At 57.5% G+C, this 21,693-nt stretch carries 20 protein-coding genes; 9 read left to right on the top strand and 11 right to left on the bottom strand.

The features are described 5' to 3' along the window. Window positions 1-46 precede the first annotated feature (46 nt). From FMN52_RS07245 to FMN52_RS07235, 3 genes are read left to right on the top strand one after another with little or no spacing between them, the layout of a single operon-like run. Window positions 47-1,108 (top strand): diguanylate cyclase, encoded by a 1,062-nt coding sequence (locus tag FMN52_RS07245; protein WP_148608004.1) that lies wholly within the window; start codon window positions 47-49, stop codon window positions 1,106-1,108. A 23-nt stretch (window positions 1,109-1,131) separates the two neighbouring features. Next, window positions 1,132-1,587, top strand: coding sequence for a CopD family protein (locus FMN52_RS07240; protein ID WP_148608003.1), 456 nt, complete (start codon window positions 1,132-1,134; stop codon window positions 1,585-1,587). A 27-nt stretch (window positions 1,588-1,614) separates the two neighbouring features. Beyond that, complete coding sequence (locus FMN52_RS07235) at window positions 1,615-2,085, top strand: MaoC family dehydratase (RefSeq protein ID WP_148608002.1); 471 nt, start codon at window positions 1,615-1,617, stop codon at window positions 2,083-2,085. Between the two features lie 18 nt (window positions 2,086-2,103). On the opposite strand, the gene FMN52_RS07230 is transcribed toward FMN52_RS07235, so the two are convergent. Beyond that, on the bottom strand, window positions 2,104-2,958 hold the full coding sequence (locus FMN52_RS07230; protein WP_148608001.1) for a PA4780 family RIO1-like protein kinase: 855 nt from the start codon (window positions 2,956-2,958) through the stop codon (window positions 2,104-2,106). Between the two features lie 106 nt (window positions 2,959-3,064). Here FMN52_RS07230 and FMN52_RS07225 point away from each other — a divergent pair, with 106 nt between their 5' ends. Both FMN52_RS07225 and FMN52_RS07220 read left to right on the top strand, forming a co-directional pair. Beyond that, window positions 3,065-3,925, top strand: a complete 861-nt coding sequence (locus FMN52_RS07225; protein WP_148608000.1) for a DUF6544 family protein — start codon at window positions 3,065-3,067, stop codon at window positions 3,923-3,925. Next, window positions 3,925-4,893, top strand: a complete 969-nt coding sequence (locus FMN52_RS07220; protein WP_148607999.1) for a M23 family metallopeptidase — start codon at window positions 3,925-3,927, stop codon at window positions 4,891-4,893. The genes FMN52_RS07225 and FMN52_RS07220 overlap by 1 nt, the downstream gene beginning before the upstream one ends. 6 nt (window positions 4,894-4,899) lie before the next feature. On the opposite strand, the gene FMN52_RS07215 is transcribed toward FMN52_RS07220, so the two are convergent. The 4 genes from FMN52_RS07215 to FMN52_RS07200 form a co-directional block, all read right to left on the bottom strand. Beyond that, the gene (locus FMN52_RS07215; protein WP_088829004.1) at window positions 4,900-5,319 is read right to left on the bottom strand and encodes a universal stress protein; all 420 of its coding nucleotides are present in this window, start codon (window positions 5,317-5,319) and stop codon (window positions 4,900-4,902) included. Between the two features lie 139 nt (window positions 5,320-5,458). Continuing rightward, a complete protein-coding gene (locus FMN52_RS07210; RefSeq protein ID WP_148607998.1) occupies window positions 5,459-6,841 on the bottom strand; it encodes a sodium-dependent transporter in 1,383 nt (460 codons plus the stop codon). Between the two features lie 55 nt (window positions 6,842-6,896). Beyond that, entirely contained in the window at window positions 6,897-8,084 is a 1,188-nt protein-coding gene (locus tag FMN52_RS07205; protein ID WP_148607997.1) for an amino acid aminotransferase, read from the bottom strand. After that, window positions 8,077-11,595 carry an indolepyruvate ferredoxin oxidoreductase family protein gene (locus FMN52_RS07200; protein WP_148607996.1) on the bottom strand — a complete coding sequence of 1,173 codons (3,519 nt, stop codon included), beginning with the start codon at window positions 11,593-11,595 and terminating at the stop codon, window positions 8,077-8,079. The genes FMN52_RS07205 and FMN52_RS07200 overlap by 8 nt, the downstream gene beginning before the upstream one ends. Before the next feature lie 157 nt (window positions 11,596-11,752). Between FMN52_RS07200 and FMN52_RS07195 the strand changes: the two genes are divergently transcribed. After that, the gene (locus FMN52_RS07195) at window positions 11,753-12,232 is read left to right on the top strand and encodes an Lrp/AsnC family transcriptional regulator (RefSeq protein WP_148607995.1); all 480 of its coding nucleotides are present in this window, start codon (window positions 11,753-11,755) and stop codon (window positions 12,230-12,232) included. 89 nt (window positions 12,233-12,321) lie between these two features. Here FMN52_RS07195 and FMN52_RS07190 read toward each other — a convergent pair whose 3' ends face one another. The 3 genes from FMN52_RS07190 to FMN52_RS07180 form a co-directional block, all read right to left on the bottom strand. Further along, complete coding sequence (locus FMN52_RS07190) at window positions 12,322-12,528, bottom strand: cold-shock protein (protein ID WP_008176018.1); 207 nt, start codon at window positions 12,526-12,528, stop codon at window positions 12,322-12,324. 203 nt (window positions 12,529-12,731) lie between these two features. Next, window positions 12,732-16,481 carry a DUF1631 family protein gene (locus FMN52_RS07185; RefSeq protein ID WP_148607994.1) on the bottom strand — a complete coding sequence of 1,250 codons (3,750 nt, stop codon included), beginning with the start codon at window positions 16,479-16,481 and terminating at the stop codon, window positions 12,732-12,734. Between the two features lie 143 nt (window positions 16,482-16,624). Then, entirely contained in the window at window positions 16,625-17,596 is a 972-nt protein-coding gene (locus FMN52_RS07180) for a ribonuclease Z (RefSeq protein WP_148607993.1), read from the bottom strand. Between the two features lie 138 nt (window positions 17,597-17,734). On the opposite strand from FMN52_RS07180, the gene FMN52_RS07175 reads away from it, so the two are divergent. Continuing rightward, window positions 17,735-18,580: a crotonase/enoyl-CoA hydratase family protein gene (locus FMN52_RS07175; RefSeq protein ID WP_240339428.1), complete on the top strand. Its 846-nt coding sequence runs from the start codon at window positions 17,735-17,737 to the stop codon at window positions 18,578-18,580. Next, window positions 18,581-19,201, top strand: a complete 621-nt coding sequence (locus FMN52_RS07170) for a type II CAAX endopeptidase family protein (RefSeq protein ID WP_205424914.1) — start codon at window positions 18,581-18,583, stop codon at window positions 19,199-19,201. It begins immediately after the preceding gene. Here FMN52_RS07170 and FMN52_RS07165 read toward each other — a convergent pair. Genes FMN52_RS07165 through FMN52_RS07155 form a run of 3 tightly spaced genes read right to left on the bottom strand, consistent with a single transcriptional unit; the run spans window position 19,192 to window position 20,905 of the window. Next, entirely contained in the window at window positions 19,192-19,611 is a 420-nt protein-coding gene (locus FMN52_RS07165; RefSeq protein WP_148607991.1) for a DUF2721 domain-containing protein, read from the bottom strand. The genes FMN52_RS07170 and FMN52_RS07165 overlap by 10 nt on opposite strands. A gap of 36 nt (window positions 19,612-19,647) precedes the next feature. Continuing rightward, a complete protein-coding gene (locus FMN52_RS07160; RefSeq protein WP_240339415.1) occupies window positions 19,648-19,989 on the bottom strand; it encodes a gamma-glutamylcyclotransferase family protein in 342 nt (113 codons plus the stop codon). A 34-nt stretch (window positions 19,990-20,023) separates the two neighbouring features. Continuing rightward, window positions 20,024-20,905, bottom strand: a complete 882-nt coding sequence (locus FMN52_RS07155) for a LysR family transcriptional regulator ArgP (RefSeq protein ID WP_148607989.1) — start codon at window positions 20,903-20,905, stop codon at window positions 20,024-20,026. Between the two features lie 88 nt (window positions 20,906-20,993). Here FMN52_RS07155 and FMN52_RS07150 point away from each other — a divergent pair, with 88 nt between their 5' ends. Beyond that, the gene (locus tag FMN52_RS07150) at window positions 20,994-21,599 is read left to right on the top strand and encodes a LysE/ArgO family amino acid transporter (RefSeq protein ID WP_148607988.1); all 606 of its coding nucleotides are present in this window, start codon (window positions 20,994-20,996) and stop codon (window positions 21,597-21,599) included. Window positions 21,600-21,693 lie beyond the last annotated feature (94 nt).

Genomic DNA, 21,693 nt, shown 5'->3' with positions numbered 1-21,693 from the left:
CGGATTAACGGGTATTCTTGTGCCCTTACAAAGGAATGCTGCCGAAATGAACAGTGCGAATACCCCAATGAATTATGAGCCTGCCAGAGAGCGCAGGCCCCAGTTCTGGCGACTCGCGATGCGATGCGCCCAGATTGCCGGAACTGTGGATGTCATTTTTTTCTTTCTCTTCCACGCCCTGGGTTCGCCTATTCTGGCATGGGTGAACGTGGTCAGCGTGGCCATGTATGCCGGGGCCTATTACGCGCTCAAATACCACAGGAACAGTATTGCGGTTGCACTGATCTGGGCAGAGGTGCTTGGTCATGCCGGGCTTGGTATCGTTCTTATTGGCTGGGAGAGCGGCTTCCATTATTACCTGTTGATCTTTATACCGGCGATCTGTGTTTCTGCGTCCCGGAGATGGGCTGTCTACGCCCTGCTGGCTCTCTGGAGTTACTACGTCGCGCTGGATGCTTTGATGTGGTATTTGGATCCCCTGCAGCCTATACCCCAGACAGCGCTGAACATTGTCCATCTTTTCAATTTGAGTGTGGTCTTCGCTATGTTCAGCTACCTGGCTTCCTACTACCTAAGAATGGTAGTGACAGCTCAGCGCAAGCTCCGGGAAATGGCAACAACGGATTCACTGACCGGGCTGTTCAATCGGCGGCACATGACCTACCTCGCTGAAAAGGAGCTGGCCCGATTCAAGCGCAGTGGCCATCCGGTTGGTTTTCTTCTGCTGGATGTCGATCACTTTAAGGCTATCAATGACGCCTACGGCCACGAAACCGGTGACAGGGTGCTGGGCTTCGTTGCCGATGTGATTCGTGAGGAACTGAGGGCTCAGGATCTGATCAGTAGATGGGGCGGTGAGGAGTTTCTGATCATCCTTCCTGATACAGATTCCTCAAGAGCCCAGGCAAGTGCCGAGCGGATACGCAAGGCGTTTGGGGCCAGGGACTGGAGTGCCATTGTCGGCGCTGATGCCAAGGTTACGATCAGTATCGGGGTGAGCGAACTGCGGGCTGGCGAAGACCTGAGTGCGGCGGTCAGTCGAGCGGACGACGCCCTATACCGCGGTAAGACCGGCGGCCGTAATCGGGTAGAACTGGAAATCATCTGAAGGCCACATCAAGGGGTAGTTTTATGAGTCTGGCAATTGCACTGCACGTTCTTTCAGCGGTGATCTGGGTTGGCGGCATGTTCTTCGCCTACATGGCGATGCGCCCGGCGGTGGTTGAGGTTGTGGAAGCCTCTCAGCGTGGCGTTCTCTGGTCCAGGACGCTTGAGCGCTTCTTCCGGTGGGTGTGGCTGTCAGTTCTGCTGATACTGGTCACTGGCTACTGGATGATTTTCAGTGTGTTTGGCGGTATGGCCGGTGCTGGCTGGCACATTCACGCCATGCAGACTCTTGGCCTGGTGATGATGCTGCTCTACTTCCATGTTTATTTTGCGCCTTTCCGCCGGCTCAAGCAGGCGGTGGCAGACAAGGATCCGCAGGCTGGCGGCGTTCAGGTGGGAAAAATTCGCCGACTTGTAGGTATCAATCTGATCCTCGGGCTGATTGTGGTCGCCATAGGGTCTGGCGGTCGGTACCTGTAACCGGCTGATCAATCGGGAACCGAGACCATGTCCGATATCCGAAAGAGAGCCATTGCCGGCCTGAAAGCCGGGGATTCGTTTACCCTGTCACGAACGTTCACCGAGGATGAGACCCTGTCCTTTGGTGAGATCAGTCGCGATCAGAATCCGGTCCACTACAGCGACGACTTCGCGCAAGCCAAGAACCTGCAGGGCAAGATATGCCATGGTCTGCTGGTTGGTGGAATGATCACGGAAGTGGGCGGGCAGATAGGCTGGCTGGCGTCCGGAATGAACTTTCGCTTCCTCCGGCCGGTGTATTTCGGCGACACCATCACCTGCGTGTTCACGATCACCGATGTGGATGAGCGGAACCGGGCCCGGGCCGAAGCGGTGCTCTCGAACCAGCACGGTGAGCCGGTCATCGAAGCCTGGTTGACAGGTGTTCTGCCCGGGCCCAGGGAACAGGAGGTGATGTCAGCAATGGCCAGCGAACAGAAAACGACGCCTGCCAGCTGATCAGCACCGGCCAGTCCTTCAGTCCTCCTCGTCGTCCCTCATTCGTTCCTGCCGCTCCCACTCTTCTTCTTTTGCCGCATCGATGATTTCCATCAGTTCGTCAACGTTGGCGGAGGTATCATCGTGCTGGAAACAGCCGGTGAGTTTGCTGTCCGGGTGCAGGTCGCCGGATTCGTAGAGTGCCCAGATCTCCTTGCCATAATCAGTGTTCAACAGCTCCGGCGCGAATCGGCCAAAATAGCGGCGCATATTGTCGACGTCGCGTTCGAGCATGCGTTCTGCATTGTTATTGCCGGACGCATTGACTGCCTGCGGAAGATCAATGATGACCGGTCCGTTGGTATCGACCAGAACATTGAATTCTGACAGATCCCCATGGATCAGACCGGCGCTCAACATCCGGACCACCTCACGGATGACCTGGCCGTGGAAGTCACGGGCCTGTTCCGGGGAAAGGATGACATCATCCAGCCTGGGCGCGGCCTTGCCATCTTCGTCCGCCACCAGCTCCATCAGCAGTACACCGTCCACAAAGCCCAGAGGTTCGGGAACCCGGACGCCCGCGGCGGCAAGCCGGTAGAGGGCATCCACCTCGGCGTTGAGCCAGGCATCTTCCTGTTCTTTCTGGCCGTATTTGGTTTTCTTGCTCATGGCCCGGGCCCGCCGGCTGTTCCGGACCTTACGGCCTTCCTGGTATTCCACCGCTTGCTTGAAGCTTCGCTTGGAGGCTTCCTTGAAGACCTTGGCGCAACGTGTCTGGCCGCCACAGCGCACCACATAAACCTGCGCTTCCTTGCCGCTCATAAGCTGGTAGAGCACTTCGTCCACCATGCCGTCATCGACTAGTGGTTGTAATCTCTTCGGTACTTTCATAAAACCTTACAGACGGACAGTGAGTCGGCCAGCCACGTTCATTGATCTGGAACAAGACTGGATGCGGACAGGGCAGGGACAATGACTGCTACGGAGCATAGCTTACATGAAAATCTTTTTCCTGATCCTGTTGATTCTGTTGGTTGCGGTCACTTTAGCTCTGTGGTTCTGGCGGCAGGCCGACCACAATGCGGACCAAGCCGCCATGGCGGAGTTGGCGGCTCTGCAGCCGGCTTCACCGGAACGGTTCGATCTTTCTCTCCTTGAGGGCCTGCCGGAGCCCGCCCGGCGGTATTTTCGATACACCATTCAGCCCGGTACACCGCTTTATACTGTCGCCCGGATATCAATGACCGGAAAATTCGGCATGGGCAATCGGGAATTGCCCGACTACATGGACATGCAGGCCACCCAGATGCTGGCCATGCCCGAAGGCTTTATCTGGAAAATGAGCGCCAGCCGCGGCGCCCTCCGGGGTTCCGGCTCAGACACCGGGCAGTGGACGCGGTTCTGGCTGATGGGATTGCTGCCGGTGGCCCGGATGGGTGGCGACCGGGACCACACCCGCTCGGCATTCGGCCGGTATGTGGCCGAGGCGGTGTTCTGGACGCCAGCCGCGCTGCTGCCAGGCCCGGGCGTTGCGTGGAAGCTTGTCGATGTAAATACGGCCCGGGTGAGTGTCCGCTACGAGGGTATGGAGCAGTCGGTGGATGTTGTTGTGGCCGAAGACGGTCGTCCCCTGCAGGTAAGTTTCGACCGCTGGAGCAATGCGAATTCGGAAAAAGTCCATCGCTTGCAGCCTTTCGGCGGATATTTGTCAGAGTTTCGAGAATTTGAAGGATTTGTCTTGCCGACCCGTGTGGAAGCCGGGAATTTCTTTGCCACGGAGGATTATTTTCCCTTCTTCATTGCCGAAGTGACCAAGTTGGAATTTCCCCGATCCAATGTGACTGCGAGCGGTGACTGATGTCCCTGATAACATTGCTTACCCAGATCGTTTTACCGGTTCTCCTTCTGGTTTGGCTGTTACTGTTTCCAGTCCGGGGATTGGTTGCACTTGGCGTGCAGGCACTTTCGGTTGCAGCAGTGCTCATTGGTCTCGGTCTGGCCGCCCTCTGGACCATGCCCCCCTACTGGGTGCCGTATATCTATTACGGGGTTTTCGCGCTCATTATGGTGTTACATCTGTGGCAGGGGCGGTTCAAGGGTAACGGCTTCTGGCGCATCTCAGCCGGGCAGACCTTACTCGTCCTCCTTGGGTTCGGGCTTGGCTGTCTTGGCGGGTACATGGCGTATATGGCCTATCAGGGGCGGAGTTTGCCGGCGGTTGAAACTGTCGACATCGCACCGCCGTTCGGACCTGGCACCTATCTGGTGGCCCATGGCGGGTCAAACGCCATGGTGAATGTGCACCTGAAAACACTGGATACAGCGGTTGAGCGTTTCAGACCCTGGCAGGGGCAAAGTCGGGCTATGGATATTTTCCGCATTTCTCCTCTGGGTATTCACAAGAGTGGCTGGCTGCCCGCCGATCCGGCTCGTTTTACAACGTTCGGCACCCCGGTGTTGGCGCCCTGCGATGGCGAGATCGCGAAAGTTGTCGATGGCCGGGAGGATATGCCGGTTCCAGTGATGGATCGGGAACACATGGCGGGAAATTATGTGGCGATCAATTGTGGCCAGTTCTTAGTGATTTTAGCCCATCTTAGGAAAGGCAGCGTCTCGGTCTCTACGGGCGATCGGGTGGATGTCGGTGGTTTTCTGGGAGAAATGGGCAACTCCGGCAACAGTTCAGAGCCCCACCTGCACGTTCACGCCCAGCGAGGGCTGCCGGAGCAGGCGGCATTCGGAGGTGAGCCTCTGGCGCTGACTATCGATGATGCTTTTCCGGTGAGGAACGACCGGATACGGGTTGCAGTGCCTGTCGACCGATAGCTTTTTTTACCGCACAACGAAGACCGAAATATCACTGTGTCTGACGATATTGGCGCCGTTGGAGTGGAGAATGTGGAGCTTGTCGCCGATTCCCGGCGGATGAGAAGCCATCACCACCAGGTCTGCACCTGTGGTTTTAATAGCCTCAAGCAACTTGTCTTCAAGTTCCACTGCCGTATCGGCGGTCTCCATGACGATGCTGTCCGTACTGATGCCGTGGGATTTCCCCTGTTCCTCCGCGAAGACGGCCAGTTTCTCCCGGAGTTCTTTAGGGTTGTGGGCGGCCGCTCCAGGCGTGCTGTTGGTGACACTGACGTAGCAGAGGGTAGCCTTGTAATGCTTGGCAATATCTATGGAGGTATTGAGCGCCTTCACCATTTTATCCGTATGGGCGAGGTCCACTGGAACTAGGATCTTGCTGTACATGAGAGTTCTCCTTTTCCGCTTGAGACGCAGAACATTGGTCAGTTCTTCTGCATTCAGATTGGCAGTACCCTTTTGGGTATGTCAAAAAAAGCCCGGTGAAGTTCACCGGGCTTTTGCGGTCGGAGACTGCTGGTGGCCGTCATACCAGATTGTAAAGGAACACCACGGCGATACCGGCAGGCGTTAGATAACGCAGTATGAACATGAAGGCCGTGTAGCTGCTTCCTTGCAGGCCAATATCGGCCGGTAGGCCCTCACGTTTCATTGCCCATCCGGCAAACAGCGCAATGGCCAGTCCGCCGAGGGGCATCATAAGGTTGGAGACCAGGAAGTCGAGCAGGTCAAATACCGTCTTGCCCTCGAAGAACGGGATAAAGCCAAGCGGGTGCACGCTGTCCCAGACGTTGAAGGACAGCACAGTACCGATACCGATAAACCAGATCGCGAGTCCACCACCAAGCGCGCTTTTCGCCCGGCTGACGCCTTTGTGCTCTTCCAGCCATTCCACCACCGGTTCCAGCATGGAAATGGCCGAGGTGATGGCTGCTACCAGTAGCAGGGCAAAGAAAATGGTGCCGAACAGAGCGCCACCACTCATCTGACCAAACGCCAGTGGCAGGGTGACGAAGATCAGGCCGGGGCCTGCGCCTGGCTCAAGACCATTGGCAAATACCAGCGGAAAGATGGCCAGCCCCGCGAGAAGGGCAACACTGGTGTCCACGACAGCAATGGTCATGGCGGTCCGCGCAATGTTTACGGTTTTTGGCAGGTACGAACCGTAGGCCATCAGAACGCCAATACCGATGCTCAGGGTAAAGGCCGCGTGCCCCAGGGCGGTCAGTACACCGGCGGTGGTAAGCTTGCTGAAGTCCGGCGAGAACATGAAGCTTACGGCCCGGCCGAAGCTGCCACTGTTCATGGCATAGATCACCATCGCAACCAACAGCACGAACAACAGTGGCATCAGCATGTTTACGGCTTTCTCAAGCCCGGAGCGAATGCCCCGGCCAACAATGAACACGACGATGGCCATGAAGACGGAGTGCCACATCAGCAGTTCCCAGGGATTGGCCAACAGCCCGCCGAACTGGCCACCAATGGCCTCGGCATCCGCACCGGTAAACAGTCCGGTTGCGGCTTTTCCGATATAGACCAGCGCCCAGCCGCCAATCACGGCGTAGAAAGACAGCACCAGGAAGGACGCAATAACGCCATTCCAGCCGATGGCTCTCCATCCCCTGGCGGTGCCTTCGGTTTTGGTCAGGGTGCGCATGGTGGCCACAGGGCTCTGACCACCCCGGCGACCGATCATGGTCTCGGCAATCAGTACAGGAACACCGATCAGGAAGATACAGGCTAAGTAGATCAGAACGAAGGCGCCGCCGCCGTTCTCTCCGGTAATATAGGGAAACTTCCAGATGTTCCCGAGGCCTACTGCGGAGCCCGCAGCAGCCAGGATAAAGGCCATCCGTGAGGACCAGAGGTTGTTGGCCTGCTGGTGGGGTTGGGTACTCTCACTCATTCTTCTCTCCGGCTAATTGTTTTTGTCGGATTAATGGTTGTTTTCTCAAAAGTAATTACTTGCCGAGAACCTCGCGCAGGGCTGACGCCACTTGTGGCAAGACGCGGTCGTTCAGGCCGGCGACGTTTACGCGGCTGCTCCCCAGCATGTAGATCCCGTGTTCCTTCCGTAACAGTCCAACCTGCTCCGGGCTGATCCCCAGGAACGAGAACATGCCTCGCTGACGGGCGATGAAGTCGAAGTCGCCCACCGGCGCGAGCGCGTCTGCAAAGGCGTGACGCAGGTGCATAATGCGCTCGCACATGCCGCCAAGCTCCTTTTGCCACTGGGCTCGCAGGTCGTCATCGCCAAGGATGGTCTCAACAATTGAGGCACCATGGGCCGGCGGCATTGAGTAATGGGACCGGATGACGCTCAGCAGCTGGCTGGTGGCGGCCGCATTCACGGTTGCCGTTCCTGAAATCAGGGCGAGGGCGCCGGTGCGCTCCCGGTAGAGCCCAAAGTTCTTGGAGCACGAGGCTGCGACCAGCATTTCCGGTACCGCGCCGGCCAGATGCCTCAGGCCGGCCGCATCCGCGTCCAGGCCTTCTCCTAGTCCCTGGTAGGCCATGTCCACGAACGGCAGCAGGCCCTTGCGCTGGATCAGGCTGGTCACTTCCAGCCATTGGTCCAGACTCAGGTCGGCGCCCGAGGGGTTGTGGCAGCATCCGTGAAGTAGCACCACATCGCCCGGAGCTGCCTGTTCAAGGCTTTCCAGCATGGCGCCGAAGTCTACCTGCAGCGTCTGTGGATTGAGGTACGGATATTCGCGAATGGTCAGGCCGGCGCCACCAAGAAGCGGCAGGTGGTTGGCCCAGGTGGGCGTGCTCACCCAGACGGTTGTGTCCGATTTGCACAGTCGAAGAAACTCGGCCGCCATGCGCAGGGCGCCGCAGCCGCCCGGAGTCTGGATGACCGATACACGGCCGTCTCGGACCAGCGGGCTGTTGCTGCCCAGGATCAGCTCGGCCATGGCGCTGTTGAAGCCGGCGGAACCGGCAGGCCCCACGTAGCTCTTGGTGGTTTCACCTTCAAGCAGGCGACGCTCGGCTTCGTGAACGGCGGTCATGATGGGTGTATTGCCGGCGTCATCCTTGTAGACACCGATGCCCAGGTCCACCTTGTCCGGTCGGTCGTCCTCACGGAAGGTCTGCATCAGCTGCAGGATCGGATCCTGTGGCAGGGACTGGAGTGCTTCAAACATGATTGGCCTCCTCGTCAGCTTGTTGGGTGCGGATCAAAGTCGGGCGACCGGTATCCAGCGCCTTGATCAGTTGAGTCTGCTTTTCACGAATGCTCTCTGCCGCCTGTTCCCTGACCGGGCCGTAGCCCCGGACATCAGCGGGCAGCTCGGCAAGCTGCAGGAAGGTCTCGTAGTTGCTGGCATTGAGTTCACGGCCAATTCGCGCAACCAGGTTCTGGTAGTCCTTCAGCAAGGCGCGGTCCAGCTTGCGGTCTGCGGAGTAGCTGAACGGATCCATCGCGGTTCCGCGCAGGCCGCGAAGTTTCGCCAGCAGTCGGAAGGCCCGGAACATCCAGGGGCCGAACCGGCGCTTTTTCGGGCGACCCTGGCCATCGGTCTCTCCGCTAAGCAGGGGCGGGGCCAGGTGGAAGTGAACCTTGAAGTCTCCCTCGAAGGTTTCATGAACCTCTTTCATAAAGTCGGTTTCAGCAAACAGCCGGGCCACTTCGTACTCGTCCTTGTAGGCCATGAACCGGTAGAGCTGCTGGGCCACAGCGCGGGTCAGCAGAAGATTGGTTTCACCGAGGGCCTCCTCGGCCTTCCGGACCACCGCAACGCTGTCACGGTATTGGTCGGCCCAGCGTTGATTCTGGTAGTTGACCAGATGCTTGTGACGGGTGTTGATCAGCTCATCAAGGGTTGGTTCGGGCTTGATTTCAACAACCTGCGCCTTATTGTCGTCCAGCAGATCCGTGACTGCCTTCAGGTCCACTGCAGCCAACCGGCCCCATCCGAAGGCTTCCTTGTTCCGATCGATGGCGACGCCATTCAACTCAATGGCCTTCATCAGCGCCGCCTCTGAGAGAGGTAGCAAGCCCTTCTGCCAGGCGAATCCGAGCATCATGACGTTGGAGAATACTGTGTCACCCATCAGTTTCTCGGCAATGCCATTGGCGTCCAACTGATCAAAGTGATCTTTCCCAACGGCGTTCTGCAGAAGGCCAAGGCGCTTGTCGGCCTTCATATCTGCGTCGCGGAAAAGCACATAATCGGCAGTGGGCAGTTCCGCTTCATTGGCGACAATGCGGGTGTAATTTGGTCTCAGCACGCTCAGGGCTTTCTGGGAGGACGCCACTACCAGGTCACAGGCGATAACCGCATCGGCCTGACCGTTGCTGATCCGCACCTGGTGGAGCTTGTCCGGGGACGGTGCCATACGAACATAGCTCAGCACCGTGCCGCCTTTCTGGGCGAATCCCATGAAATCGAGTACCGAGGCACCGCGTGATTCCAGGTGGGCCGCCATAGTGATCAGTGCACCGACAGTAACAACGCCCGTGCCACCAACACCGCCCACGAGCAGGTCGTAGGAGCCGGTCATTTCCGGCAACCTGGGGGCTGGAATGTCAGCCAGCTTGCGGCTGAGTACGGAGCCGGTGTCAACGCCCCGGGATTTGCGCAACTGACCGCCTTCAATGGTCACGAAGCTGGGACAGAATCCGTTAACACAGGAGAAGTCCTTGTTGCAGGAGGACTGGTCGATCTTCCGCTTGCGGCCCAGCTCGGTCTTGCGGGGCACAACCGAGAGGCAGTTGGACTGTACCGAACAGTCGCCACAGCCTTCACAGACGTGATGGTTGATAAAAGCCCGCTTTGCCGGATCCGGGAACTGCTTGCGCTTGCGACGGCGGCGCTTCTCTGCGGCACAGGTCTGATCGTAGATCAGCACGGTACAGCCGGGGATGTCACGCAATTCGCGCTGCACCTGGTCAAGCTCAGACCGATCGTGGAAGGTAACCCCCTTGGGGAACAGGTCATGATGGCCATCGTATTTCTCGGGCTCATCGCTGAGCACAACAACCCGATTCACCCCTTCTGCGGCCATTTGCTGGGCAATCCTGTCGACGGTGATCTGCCCGTCCACAGGCTGACCGCCGGTCATGGCCACGGCATCGTTGAACAGGATCTTGTAGGTAATGTTGATACCTGCCGCTACCGCCTGGCGAATTGCCATGGAACCTGAATGGAAGTAGGTGCCTTCGCCCAGATTCTGGAATACGTGGGGATTGCCCGTGTATCGGCTCTTACCGATCCAGTTGACGCCCTCGCCACCCATCTGGATCAGGGATTCGGTGTTCCGGCCCATCCAGGATGCCATGAAGTGGCAGCCAATGCCGGCCAGGGCCTTGCTGCCCTCCGGGACCTTGGTGGAAGTGTTGTGGGGGCAGCCAGAGCAGAAGTAGGGCATGCGTTTGACGCCGCCCGGATCCTGGGCGGTGGTCACTGCACTGATTTCAGCCATGCGCTCGCTGAAATCCAACGAGAAAAATCTGCCCAGACGGGCGGCCAGGAAGCCCGCAACCAGCTTGGGGCTGAGCTCGCCGACATAGGGGATCAGCGGTCGGCCCAGCTCATCCTGTTTGCCGGTGATCAGTACCTCGCCAGGGCGATCTGGCTCGGACATGTATTCCTTGATCTGGCTCTCGATGATGCCGCGCTTTTCTTCAATCACCAGGACTTCTTCCTTGCCGTGCACGAAGTCCAGGATGCCTCGACGCTCCAGGGGCCAGACCATGCCCACCTTGTAGATATCCAGCCCCATGTCCCGGGCCTTGTCTTCATCAAGGCCGAGAAGATCCAGGGCTTCGAGCAGGTCAAGGTGGCCCTTGCCGGTAGTGACAATGCCGAAGCGGGCTTCCTTGTTGTCGAACAGGCACCGGTCAATGCGATTGGCACGGGCAAAGGCCTGAACAGCCGCAAGCTTGTATTCGATCCGGGTTTCCAGCTGCGGTCCGGGCAGATCCGGCCAGCGGTAGTGGAGACCGCCCTCCGGTGCGGTGAAATCGTCCGGGGTAACAAAATCCGGTGCTGGCGGAATATCCACAGAGGCCGCGCTTTCCACGGTTTCCGAGATCGCCTTGAAACCGACCCAGCAGCCGCTGTAGCGGGACAGGGCATAACCCCAGAGCCCGAACTCCAGGTACTCGGCGATGTTGGCCGGGTTAATGGTGGGCATGAAGAAGCTCATGAATGCCACATCGGACTGGTGGGGCATGGACGATGACACGCAGCCGTGGTCGTCGCCCGCCACCACCAGCACACCGCCATGGGGGGAGGATCCATAGGTGGTGCCGTGTTTCAGGGCGTCGCCGGCGCGATCCACGCCCGGACCCTTGCCATACCAGAGGCCAAATACGCCCTCTACCTGACGGTCTTCATCGGTTTCCACCTGCTGGGTACCCAGCATAATGGTCGCGGCAAGATCCTCGTTAATGGCGGGGACAAAATCGATCCGGTTCTCGTCGAGCAGGTCCTTGGCCTGCCAGAGCGCCTGGTCAACTGCACCGAGGGGTGAGCCCCGGTAGCCACTGACCAGACCGGCGGTGTTCAGGCCTTGTTTGCGATCCAGGGCTGCCTGCATTAGCGGGATTCGGACCAGGGCCTGTGTGCCGGTGAGAAAAACCCGGCCGGATTCCCTCAGGTAACGGTCTTCGAGTTTGTAATCGTCGAGTTGTGGGGTATCGGCGGACATGGTGCCCTCCTTTTTGTCGATTTTATGACCAAAATTCTAGAGGTAAGTCCGCAAAAGGTGCTTGCTTATTGGGTAAGGGTTTCGAGAGTTTGCGAAAGGATGTTTGATAAATAACAATAGGGCGAAAGAACCTTTGATAAAAGTCAGGTGTTACCAAATGAAACAGGTAGAGCTGGACAAGCTGGATCGGAAAATCCTCTCCGTACTGCAGCAGGATGGGCGCATCAGCAATCAGTTACTGGCAGAACAGGTGGGGTTGTCACCGGCCGCTTGCTGGCGTCGGGTGCGGACACTTGAGGAAAGCGGTGTGATTCAGGGGTACAGCGCAAGAGTGGATCCGGAACGCATTGGTCAGGGGCTGTGCGTGCTCGTCAATCTGTCACTTCAGCGGCATACCATCGATAGCACTGCGGAGATTGAGCAGCAGGTGAGCAGCTACCCTGAGGTACTCCAGTGTTTCGCGGTAACCGGCAATGCCGATTTCGTGCTCAGGGTCGTTGTGCCGGATATGGCCAGTTACGATCGGTTCCTGAACGAAAAGATCTTCACCCTGCAGGGCATTGCCCAGGTGAACTCAAATTTTGCGTTGCGGGAGATAAAAAATACCGAGACGATCCCGGTGGAAGGCATTCTGTAGGTTCGGCAGGGGGCCAACAACGAAAAAAGGCAGCCGAAGCTGCCTTTTTTCACGTGCCGTCTGCTATTTGCAGAGCGTCTCTTTAAAAATTAAAGAGCGACAACGTTTTCCGCCTGGGGACCTTTCTGGCCCTGGGTAACGGTGAACTCGACCTGCTGGCCTTCAGCCAGAGTCTTGAAACCGCCGCCCTGAATAGCGCTGTAGTGAACAAAAACGTCCGGGCCGCTTTCGCGAGTGATAAAGCCAAAACCTTTTGCTTCGTTGAAAAACTTAACGTTGCCGGTAACTGTAGACATAGTATTCTTTCCTGATTTCAATCTTTTAATGTGCCGTCAGATCATCTTCGTGATGCCTGATCGGCGGTATGCGGAAACAAAAAACTGGCGTGATCAAAAACAGGACGTGCTACTTGTTACAACTGAGCGGTCTTATTGATGAAATGCTTTGCTAAATCTTTCCAACGAGGCCCACTGTACTCCTGCCGCTGTGAAAAGCAAAGCTATTTCTTATAGGCATAAACCGGGGTGATGGAATTCCCGGTTCCAAGGCTGTCCAACCTGCGCGGCTTGGCAATGGCGAAGCCCTGGGCGTAGTCCACCTGGATCTCCTTCAGGGTGTCCATGATTTCCATATCTTCCACATATTCGGCAATGGTCTGAAGGTCCAGGAAATGGCAAAGCTCGTTGATTGAGCGCACCATCGCGTAGTTTGTCAGGTTGGTCGCCATGTCCCGGACGAATACGCCGTCAATCTTCACGAAGTCTACCGGCAGCTTCTGTATATAGGCATAGGAAGACAGGCCGGTTCCAAAGTCATCAAGTGCAAACCGGCAGTTCAGGCGTTTCATTTCACGCATGAAATCGGAGGCAAAGTGAAGGTTGGCCACGGCTGACGTCTCCGTTACCTCGAAACAAAGTTTGCGGGCGAGTTCCCGGTTGGATCTCAGGTTTGACTCCAGGCCGAGCATGAAACTGTCATCACTCAGTGACGAACCCGAGAGATTGACGTTGAGGGTGGCGATTTTGTCCAGCGCCGCAGGGTTCTTGCGCATCCAGGCCAGCACTTCGGAAACGACCCACAGGTCTACCCGCGTGCTACGTTTGAATTGTTCGGCAGCCTCGATGTAACCCTGGGGCGAAATCTCCCTGCCTGAGCTGTCCTTAAGGCCCAGCAAAAGCTCATACATCGTACCTTCCCCGGCTTGCGGCTCGAGCGCGACGATGGGCTGGGCCCGAAGGTAGAGGCTGCCATCGCGGATGGTCCGGTCAATTTCCGTAACCCAATGTGGCGTGCCAATCTCTGACTGGTTACGGTTCCCCCTGGTTAAATCAATCCGGTTGCCACCCTGTTTTTTGGCACTCTTCAGCGACAGGCTGGCCTGGTTGAGAAGGTCGCCGGGGGAGCTCTCATCCCCCAATACAGGCCGGATACTGATGCTGACCGTTGCCCGGTACTCCGCTGGCCCATGCTGGAAAACCTGCTGCTCGACGTTTCGGCGGAGGGATTCGGCGAAGTCCAGGCAGTCTTCCGTGCTAATGCCATTTATGAGTGCGGCAAACTCGTTGCCACTGATCCGCCCGATGTGGGATTCGGGGAATCGGGACCGACATTTGTCACTTAGCAGTCCGGCGACGTGTTGTAACAGGGCATCGCCTGCTTCCGCGCCATAGGAAGCGTTGATGACGCTGAACTCATCAATGTCCAGAACCATCAGAGCAGCGGCGGCGTCCCCTGAATCTGGTTCAGCTCTGTTGAGAAGCTGATAAACTTGTTTCTCGAAATCATGGCGGTGCATGCAGCCAGTCAGGGCATCATGGGTAGCCTGGAAATTCAGTTTCCGGTAGACATCTTCCACAATGCTGAACAGGCTTTGATCAAGGAACGGGATGTCGCCGTCCTCAACAAGCCAGGCTTCGCCCTCGGCGAGTTTCTGGACGAACTCCGGGAAACCGTAACTGACTTCACTCATGCCTTTGGGCGAGAGGAAGACAAACCGGAGTGAGTCCTCGCCACCCCACACCAGTCGCAACCGGCGCGTTTCGCCGCTGTCGAGCCGGATCTCGACCCAGTCGCCGACGGCAATCTCTTTCGCCCTTGAGACCCAGCGGCTGCCTTCAAGCTCCGGAGGCAGTAAGAGCGGTGTCTCATTGGCGTCGCCGTAATCCTCCACCCAGGCGATTTCTACCTCATCGTGGCCCTGAAGAATTCCGGATAGTTCGTCCAGAACCGGTCGGATGCGGGAGGCATCACCGGCCGTTCTGAGCTCCCTCTCGATGAACTGCAGCAACACGCTGCTTTCCAGCTCTCGTTCAAACTCCAGCTCCTCGGAGCTGCCGGCCGGAGACAGCCAGGCCTGGAGCTGCGCCACCACATCATAAAGCTCCTCACAATGCTGACTCTCTGGGCCTTCCCGTAGCATTGTCAGAACAATCAGCTGCTCCCAACCCGCCTGGAGCAGGCGGATCAGGACTTCTGGAACCTGTCTGCCGCCCAGTAGCGTGTTTAGCTGTTGCTGGGCTTCGTGCCGAGTCCTGCGCAGACGCTCTTTGCCTTCAAGGGTTTTTGCCAGTCGCTCCGAATTCCGGATAAACGACTGATCCTGTCGTTCGACAAGCTGTTTCAGCCGTTGGCCCAGACTTTCCAGCAGGTCCGGATCCGACACCTCGGTCTCTGTCAGTTCCACGACGATATCGGCAACCGTCGCCTCCAGCTTCTTGCTTGAGGCCCTCTCAGCGAGACAGATCTGCATGAGGTCGTTGATAATGTCCCGGGCAGGGTGGTCTTCGGTGTTCAGAAAGTCCGGTGTGTCCACCAGCGTTTCAAATACCGGCAACCGAAGTTTTTGCAGTTGGTGGCGAAGCGAACCGGAGAGCTCTTCGTGTGTCTTCAGCGGCGCGAACAACCGGTCTACCAGGTTGGCCTTCTCCACGGCCGTGCGATCCAGGGAGCCGGCCAGGTCGGAATCCGAGTCAGCCAGTTCGCGGAGCAGTTCTGCCATATCTGATTCGTCGTCGTGCAACCGGTCCAGAAGCTCGCGGCGCCGGGAACGGAGATTCTCCGAAAGCTTTGGATTGGGCTCCTCCCAGTCGGCGAGTTCGGAATAGGGACTTGCTTCCAATGCCATCAATTGGAACAGGGAGCGGCCGGCCGATGGCTTTTCTGATGGCGCTTGTCCTGTGTCGCCGGTTTCCAGAGTCCCTTCATCGTTTTCAGTTGTCGAACTTGTGTCATCTGATGGGTATTCCCTGAGCGACCAGTTTGCCGGCAATTCGGTGATATCCAGGGCTTCAAGTCCGGCCCGCCGGCAGTCATTGATCAGGGAGCGTATTGCCGCCGGCCAGAGCCTGCCCAGAGCATGTTCCCAGGCCCGGTAAATGGTCAGGCGGTGCTCCCGCGCAATGCCCAGATGATCGACCATGTATTGCAGGCAAACACACAGCGCCCGGGGTGTCAGTGGGTTGTTGTCATCGTTGACGTCCTGCCGGAAGATCTGGTTCAGAAACTGGTTGACCAGGAAGGTTGCCCCGGTATTTGCTTTGCTGATTCCCGTGGCAATGGCCTGTAAGTCCAGCCAGTCCTCGAACTCATGCTGTTGCAGCAGATGCAGCTCCTTGCTGCTGCCCCGGGACTCCGTGGCGGGCTCAAGGGTCGCCTGATTGGCCTGGAACTGGGCCTGGAAGTCCTGGAGCATGCGTTGCTGGCGACTCTGGAATATGAAGCGCATATCCTTGAGTCGCGTGATTTCGCGCAGCTCGGCGGCCTGCTCCAGGTCGGCTTCAATGCCCTCGAATGTACCTTCCATGAATTCCGGAAGTAACTGTTCCAGAAGCCTGCGGCAATGCTGGTGGTAGAGCTGTTTCAGGGAAGGGTCCGGCGTCGTCTCCTTGGGCCTGCCGCTGCCCGTCTGCTGAAACAGAAGATCAACGTCGCGTTGCAACGCAGTGGCTGTTCCCGTTATTTCGAGAGAAATGCTGTTACCGCGGCCGGCATTGACCGCGCCCTTGAAATGAAGGTGCTGTTTTTCACTCTCGTTATCGAGGAAAACATGCAGGTCCGCCTGTGCAGCGGCAGACGATGACAACTGGTCGAGGACCGCAGGCGAAGAAAAATCCTTCAGTCCGAAGCGCAGCACTTTTTTATTCTTGTCCAGAACCGCGTTGTCGATGACACAGCCACAAGGAATCAGGCCTGGCGTAACGACAATCGCGTCCTTGCTGAGTCTGGAATGGTTCGCGTTGAGCGGGGGCATTGACCGCCTTCCTGAGCAGTGAAAAGTGAATCGGTGTTCAGTTTCATCCCTGAGAGCAGTGTAATTCGTATTTCACCAAACGAAAAGTGAATCGATAAAAGCGACACATGCAATATCCGACGCTTCCAAAAGCCACGACGGCATTATAGACGCTCAGAAGGTCTCAGCATCAGATCCTTGCCAAGCTCATAGCAGGCAAAGTCTTTTGCCAGATACAGGTTTCCCCGATAGAAGCCCCTGGCTTCGGATTCGATCTCGCCAATGTATGGATAGGCATCCGGATTGAGCTGGTAACGGGAACTGAAATGAGTAAGCACGAGATTCGGGACACCGGCGGCCTCGGCGAAGCGGGCTACCTGCGCGGCGGAGCTGTGCTGTGGCCAGGGGCCGACCCGTTCAGAGACTTCCTGAGTGTAGGTTGCCTCATGAATCACCACCTGAACACCAGTGCTCGCTTCCAGAAGCAGGTCAGGCTGATCGTTGTCACCGGCGACGATGACTTTGCGCGGTTTTCTAGCAACTCGGGTGTAGTCATCGCAACGGGCAAGGCGTCCGTCTTCCATTACCACGTCGCGGCCCTGTTGCAAACGACCCCACGCCGGACCGGCCTCAATCCCATTGGATTCAAGCTTGTCGCGGAGCAACTGACGTTCCAGATTTTTTTCTGTAAATACAAAGGCCCGGCAGGAGACTCGATGGGAAAGGGCTACTGCCGTAACCGAGAGTGCGTCGTCTTCCCAGTGGAGACCCTCTGCTTCGGAATCGACGAATCTCAATTCGAAACTGAGGCTGGAGTCACTGTTACCGATGGCCGCCTCTATGAAGGTTTTTACCGGTCTGGGCGCAATCAGGTACAGAGGTGCGGTACGACCGAGCATTGAGGCACTGGTGAGTAGGCCTGGCAGCCCAAACGTGTGGTCGCCATGGATGTGAGTGATAAATATAGCCTGCAGTTGCATCACGGAATGGTGCGTTCTCAATAACTGGTGCTGGGTGCCTTCTCCGCAGTCAATCAGGTACCAGTGTTTTGGTCCGCCGTGACTCAGTGCCAGACCGGTCACATTGCGTGATTTTGTGGGTGTTCCGGCTGAGGTGCCGAGGAAGGTGAATTCCATACCAGGCCTTTTCGGGTTAACGTGTCGTCTTTCTGTCCGCCATAATACGAAGGTAGCAGAGTTGAGAAACCATTAGCCGGGGCGACCGCTAATGAGCCGGTTTGCGACATACACATAAGGAGTGCTGTCTTGTCTGAGTTGTCCAGTTACGAGAGTTTTTCGATTGAGGTCAAAGACCATATCGCCCACGTCCAGTTCAGCCGCCCTGAGGCTCTGAACACCATGAACAAGGCGTTCTGGCTTGAGTTGCCCCGTTGCATGCAGGATATTGAAGCCAACACCGACGCCCGCGTGATCGTCATTTCCTCCACAGGCAAGCATTTTTCTGCCGGAATGGATCTTGGCGTGTTCAGCGATCCCAAAGCCGTGCCCATGAACGGGGACCCCGGTCGCATGGCGGAAAACCTTCGCAGGGTTGTGCTGCAGTTGCAGGATACGCTGACCTCCCTGGAAAAAATCCGGCTTCCCGTGCTGGCCGCCATCCACGGTGGCTGTATCGGTGGTGCTCTGGATCTGGTGTGTGCCGCTGACAGTCGTTATTGCACGGAAGACGCCTACTTCACCATCAAGGAAACCGAGCTGGGAATGACCGCCGACGTTGGTACGCTCCAGCGCCTTCCCAAACTGATGCCTGAAGGTGTGGTTCGTGAACTGGCCTACACCGGCCGCAAATTTTCGGCCACAGAGGCGCAGAATCTGGGCTTCGTGAACGCCGTCTACGCCGACCAGGAATCCATGCTGGCCGAGGTTATGGCCATTGCCGGCCAGATTGCTGCGAACTCCCCACTGGCTGTAACCGGCTGCAAGGAAATGCTCAACTACAGTCGCGACCACAGCGTGGAAGACAGCCTGAAGTACATGGCCACCTGGCAGGCCGGCATGTTCCGCCCGACGGACATGATGAAATCCTTCCAGGCCAAAGCCCAGAAGCAGGCGCCGCAATACGATGCGCTGTTTCCGGTGAAGCCGTTGTTCGATCAGTAAATGGCGTTGGGTAAACGACGAAAATCCGGTATCTCCCCCAATGCCGCGCTGTTATTCCAGGGCGGCATTGGCGTTATCGGATTAGCGGCCATACAGCTATTCGGAATTCCGGTGCTGCTCGTCGGTCCGGGCCTGTGGCCAAGCCTGCTCTACGGCGTCGTCGGCGCAGTGGCCACCTATGGCATGCTGCTACTGCTGACACGCGTGCCCGGCTTGTTCCCTGAAAACCTCGAACGCCAGATGCAGGGCCTGTACGACTTTGCCTCCAGCTACTCCCCGGCCGTGTTGGTCCTGCTATCCCTGTTGGCCGGTGTTGGCGAAGAGCTTCTGTTCCGCGGCGCAATCCAGGGGTGGCTGATGGCCCATACGGACCCGGTGACGGCCGTGTTGGCAGCATCTGTGCTGTTCGGGCTGGTGCACTACGTATCGTTTACTTATTTTCTGGTGGCAACCGGTCTCGGGTTAATACTGGGCGCTGCCTATGTACTCTCGGAGAGTCTGACGTTGGTCATGATCTGGCATGCCCTCTACGACATGATTGCCTTGTATTGCCTGCTCCGGTTTCCACGCTGGTTTGGTGTCAGGATTGTCGATCCCGGCCCAAACCGGCCTCATGAATAGTCGACATCTTCCCGACCGGCACTCTTGCGCGCCTCAAAGCTGGCCAACTCAACGTTGATGGCATTGGTTGAGATCTGGATTTCATACAGTGAATACAGCAGCGAGAAAGACAGCAGTACCAGACTGGCGCCGAACGCCACCACGCCTGGCAGGTTTGTCCCGAGGAAGAGCAGGAACATGGAAACCGTACACAGGAAGAAACTGAGCACCCCATAGGTCTGCATTCGTTTGGTCAGAACAATCCGTTTGCGCAGCATACCGATCTGACGGGCGATCAGTGCGTGGTCTTCCTCGGTGTCCATCTGCTTGAGCTGGCGTATCAGCTGTGCCAAAACCAGAAACCGGTTGGTATAAGCCAGCAACAGAAGTGAAATAGCCGGAAAGAGCAGGGCAGGCGTTGTCAGGTCCAATCTGGTGTCCTTTTGCGTGAGGGGGTGTGAGCTGGTCTACCAGCTCCCGGAGCGCAGCCACTGGATGGTTTTAACCGGCCGATTGTAAATATACACCCAGGCAGGCCCGTGGCGGGTGTCCATTGTCTGGCGAATATAAAGGCTATGTTGCGGGCGTTCAGGGACGTAGTCTTCCAGTTCGTCCAGCACCTTCAGCATCGGATCCGTTACTGCATAAACCTCCACGCGAACGCCCGGGGAAGGCTCCTCGATGGCACCGGGGTAGGGGCCCAGATGGTAAAGACTCAACTCAGGCATCCAGTCGGTTCCGACAAACCGGGCGCCTCGCAGAATATGACTGTTGTTTCGGCCTCGTTTCAATGTGCCGTAGACGGCCACAAGGTGCTTCAGTTTGATCTTGGTTCTCCTCTGTTCAGGCGCTTGAATGAAGCATGGCGGCAGATCGCAGAGCGTTGGTCAGGCGGTCCATCACGCCTCCGCCGTGGCGCCAGAAGTGCCAGTATAGCTGCACTTCCAGGGTTTGTTCAGGCGCGATGCTCACCAGCCGTCCCGCAGTAATCTCCGGGCGGGCCTGCATTTCCGGAATCATACCGTAGCCCATACCGGCAAGCGCCAGTTTTACGAAACCTTCGGAGGAAGGGCAAAGGTGGTGGGGGAAGGTGCCGTGGTAGCCGCACTGGGCCAGGAACCGGTGTTGCAGCTGGTCATTCGGCCCGAAAACGATAGCCGGGGCATTCTGCAGGCTCGTTTCGCTGAGGCCCTTCCCGAAATAGCGTTGAACATAGTCCGGAGTTGCCAGTGGCATGTAGGACATGGTGCCAATGGGCACGCATCGGGCACCAGCAACAGGCTGGGAGCTGCTGCACAGGCAGGCAGCCACATCCCCTTCGCGCATCCTGCGAAGGCCAATGTCCTGGTCCTCGACCACAAGATCCAGCAGCAGGGTTTCCTCCGCGCAGAAATTGCCTACCGCGGCCGCCCACCAGGTGGCCAGGCTGTCGGCATTCAGCGCGATGCGCAGTCTCGCCGTGGGTTCCGAGAGCGCCGGAATGGACTTGGTCAGATCTCGCTCCAGCAATTGCACCTGCTGAACGTGGTTGAGCAGCCGCTGGCCAGCCGGGGTTGCCTTGAGTGCCGGGCTGCGCACCAGAACAGGTTGCCCGAGACGGATTTCAAGGGTGCGAATGCGCTGGGAAATGGCTGACTGGCTCAGCCCGAGAGCCAGGCCGGCGCGTTCGAACCCTCCGCACTCAATAACCGTCGCAAGCGCTTCAAGCAATTTATAATCAATCATAAGTAAAACTGATGCAGCATTATGAGTATGAATTTCAAGTATAGATGGAAGGCGGTAACCTTGCGTTATTCATTGAGGAGAGACCAACGTGCTTGAGAGTTACCTGACCGGATTGATAGTGTGTGGCGGCATCATCGTGGCAATCGGTGCGCAAAACGCCTATCTGCTGAGCCAGGCAATCCGCCGGGAACATCATTGGTGGTCAGCCGGGCTGTGCATTGTGGCGGATGTCACCCTCTTTACCCTGGGCATGTTCGGCATCAGTGCCGCCCTGATGGCCATGCCTGAGGCGTTGCAGGTTCTCCGCTGGCTCGGGGTGGCCTTCCTGGGCTGGCTTGCGATCCAGTCCTTTGTCCGCGCCAGCCGCGGCAGGGCGGCTCTTGAAGCGGGTGAGGTAACGAAACGAAGCCTTAAAGCCGTGGTGTTCACGACACTGGCGGTCACCCTGCTCAATCCGCAGGTCTATCTGGATACGCTGCTGTTGATCCCGGCTGTCGGAGCCCAGCAAGAGGACGCGACAACCTTTGTGGCCGGTGCAAGCAGTGCCTCGATTCTCTGGTTCGGTCTGCTTGCCTGGGGCGGCTCGGCGCTGGCGCCCATCCTCTCCCGGCCGCTGGCCTGGCGGATTATCGACGGTGTCATTGGCGTTATGATGGCGGCTATCGCCCTACACCTCACGTTCAGTGGTCTGTAATATTCAAACGCTCGTATGAATTTCTTTCATCAGTGCGCGCCGGGTAGCAAGATAGTGTGCTATCAAAATTTGCAGTCATTTCTACGACCGAGGA

The sequence above is a fragment of the Marinobacter sp. BW6 genome (assembly GCF_008107725.1).
In the GTDB taxonomy this organism is placed as follows: Bacteria; Pseudomonadota; Gammaproteobacteria; order Pseudomonadales; family Oleiphilaceae; genus Marinobacter.
The sequence above is the reverse complement of the archived record's forward strand: the minus strand, read 5'-3'. Positions and strand labels throughout refer to the sequence as shown.

What these genes read in the sequence shown, in the direction of transcription:
- FMN52_RS07245 (WP_148608004.1), top strand. Translation starts at nt 47, where the DNA reads ATGAACAGTGCGAATACCCCAATGAATTATGAGCCTGCCAGAGAGCGC.
- FMN52_RS07240 (WP_148608003.1), top strand. Translation starts at nt 1,132, where the DNA reads ATGAGTCTGGCAATTGCACTGCACGTTCTTTCAGCGGTGATCTGGGTT.
- FMN52_RS07235 (WP_148608002.1), top strand. Translation starts at nt 1,615, where the DNA reads ATGTCCGATATCCGAAAGAGAGCCATTGCCGGCCTGAAAGCCGGGGAT.
- FMN52_RS07230 (WP_148608001.1), bottom strand. Translation starts at nt 2,958, where the DNA reads ATGAAAGTACCGAAGAGATTACAACCACTAGTCGATGACGGCATGGTG.
- FMN52_RS07225 (WP_148608000.1), top strand. Translation starts at nt 3,065, where the DNA reads ATGAAAATCTTTTTCCTGATCCTGTTGATTCTGTTGGTTGCGGTCACT.
- FMN52_RS07220 (WP_148607999.1), top strand. Translation starts at nt 3,925, where the DNA reads ATGTCCCTGATAACATTGCTTACCCAGATCGTTTTACCGGTTCTCCTT.
- FMN52_RS07215 (WP_088829004.1), bottom strand. Translation starts at nt 5,319, where the DNA reads ATGTACAGCAAGATCCTAGTTCCAGTGGACCTCGCCCATACGGATAAA.
- FMN52_RS07210 (WP_148607998.1), bottom strand. Translation starts at nt 6,841, where the DNA reads ATGAGTGAGAGTACCCAACCCCACCAGCAGGCCAACAACCTCTGGTCC.
- FMN52_RS07205 (WP_148607997.1), bottom strand. Translation starts at nt 8,084, where the DNA reads ATGTTTGAAGCACTCCAGTCCCTGCCACAGGATCCGATCCTGCAGCTG.
- FMN52_RS07200 (WP_148607996.1), bottom strand. Translation starts at nt 11,595, where the DNA reads ATGTCCGCCGATACCCCACAACTCGACGATTACAAACTCGAAGACCGT.
- FMN52_RS07195 (WP_148607995.1), top strand. Translation starts at nt 11,753, where the DNA reads ATGAAACAGGTAGAGCTGGACAAGCTGGATCGGAAAATCCTCTCCGTA.
- FMN52_RS07190 (WP_008176018.1), bottom strand. Translation starts at nt 12,528, where the DNA reads ATGTCTACAGTTACCGGCAACGTTAAGTTTTTCAACGAAGCAAAAGGT.
- FMN52_RS07185 (WP_148607994.1), bottom strand. Translation starts at nt 16,481, where the DNA reads ATGCCCCCGCTCAACGCGAACCATTCCAGACTCAGCAAGGACGCGATT.
- FMN52_RS07180 (WP_148607993.1), bottom strand. Translation starts at nt 17,596, where the DNA reads ATGGAATTCACCTTCCTCGGCACCTCAGCCGGAACACCCACAAAATCA.
- FMN52_RS07170 (WP_205424914.1), top strand. Translation starts at nt 18,581, where the DNA reads ATGGCGTTGGGTAAACGACGAAAATCCGGTATCTCCCCCAATGCCGCG.
- FMN52_RS07155 (WP_148607989.1), bottom strand. Translation starts at nt 20,905, where the DNA reads ATGATTGATTATAAATTGCTTGAAGCGCTTGCGACGGTTATTGAGTGC.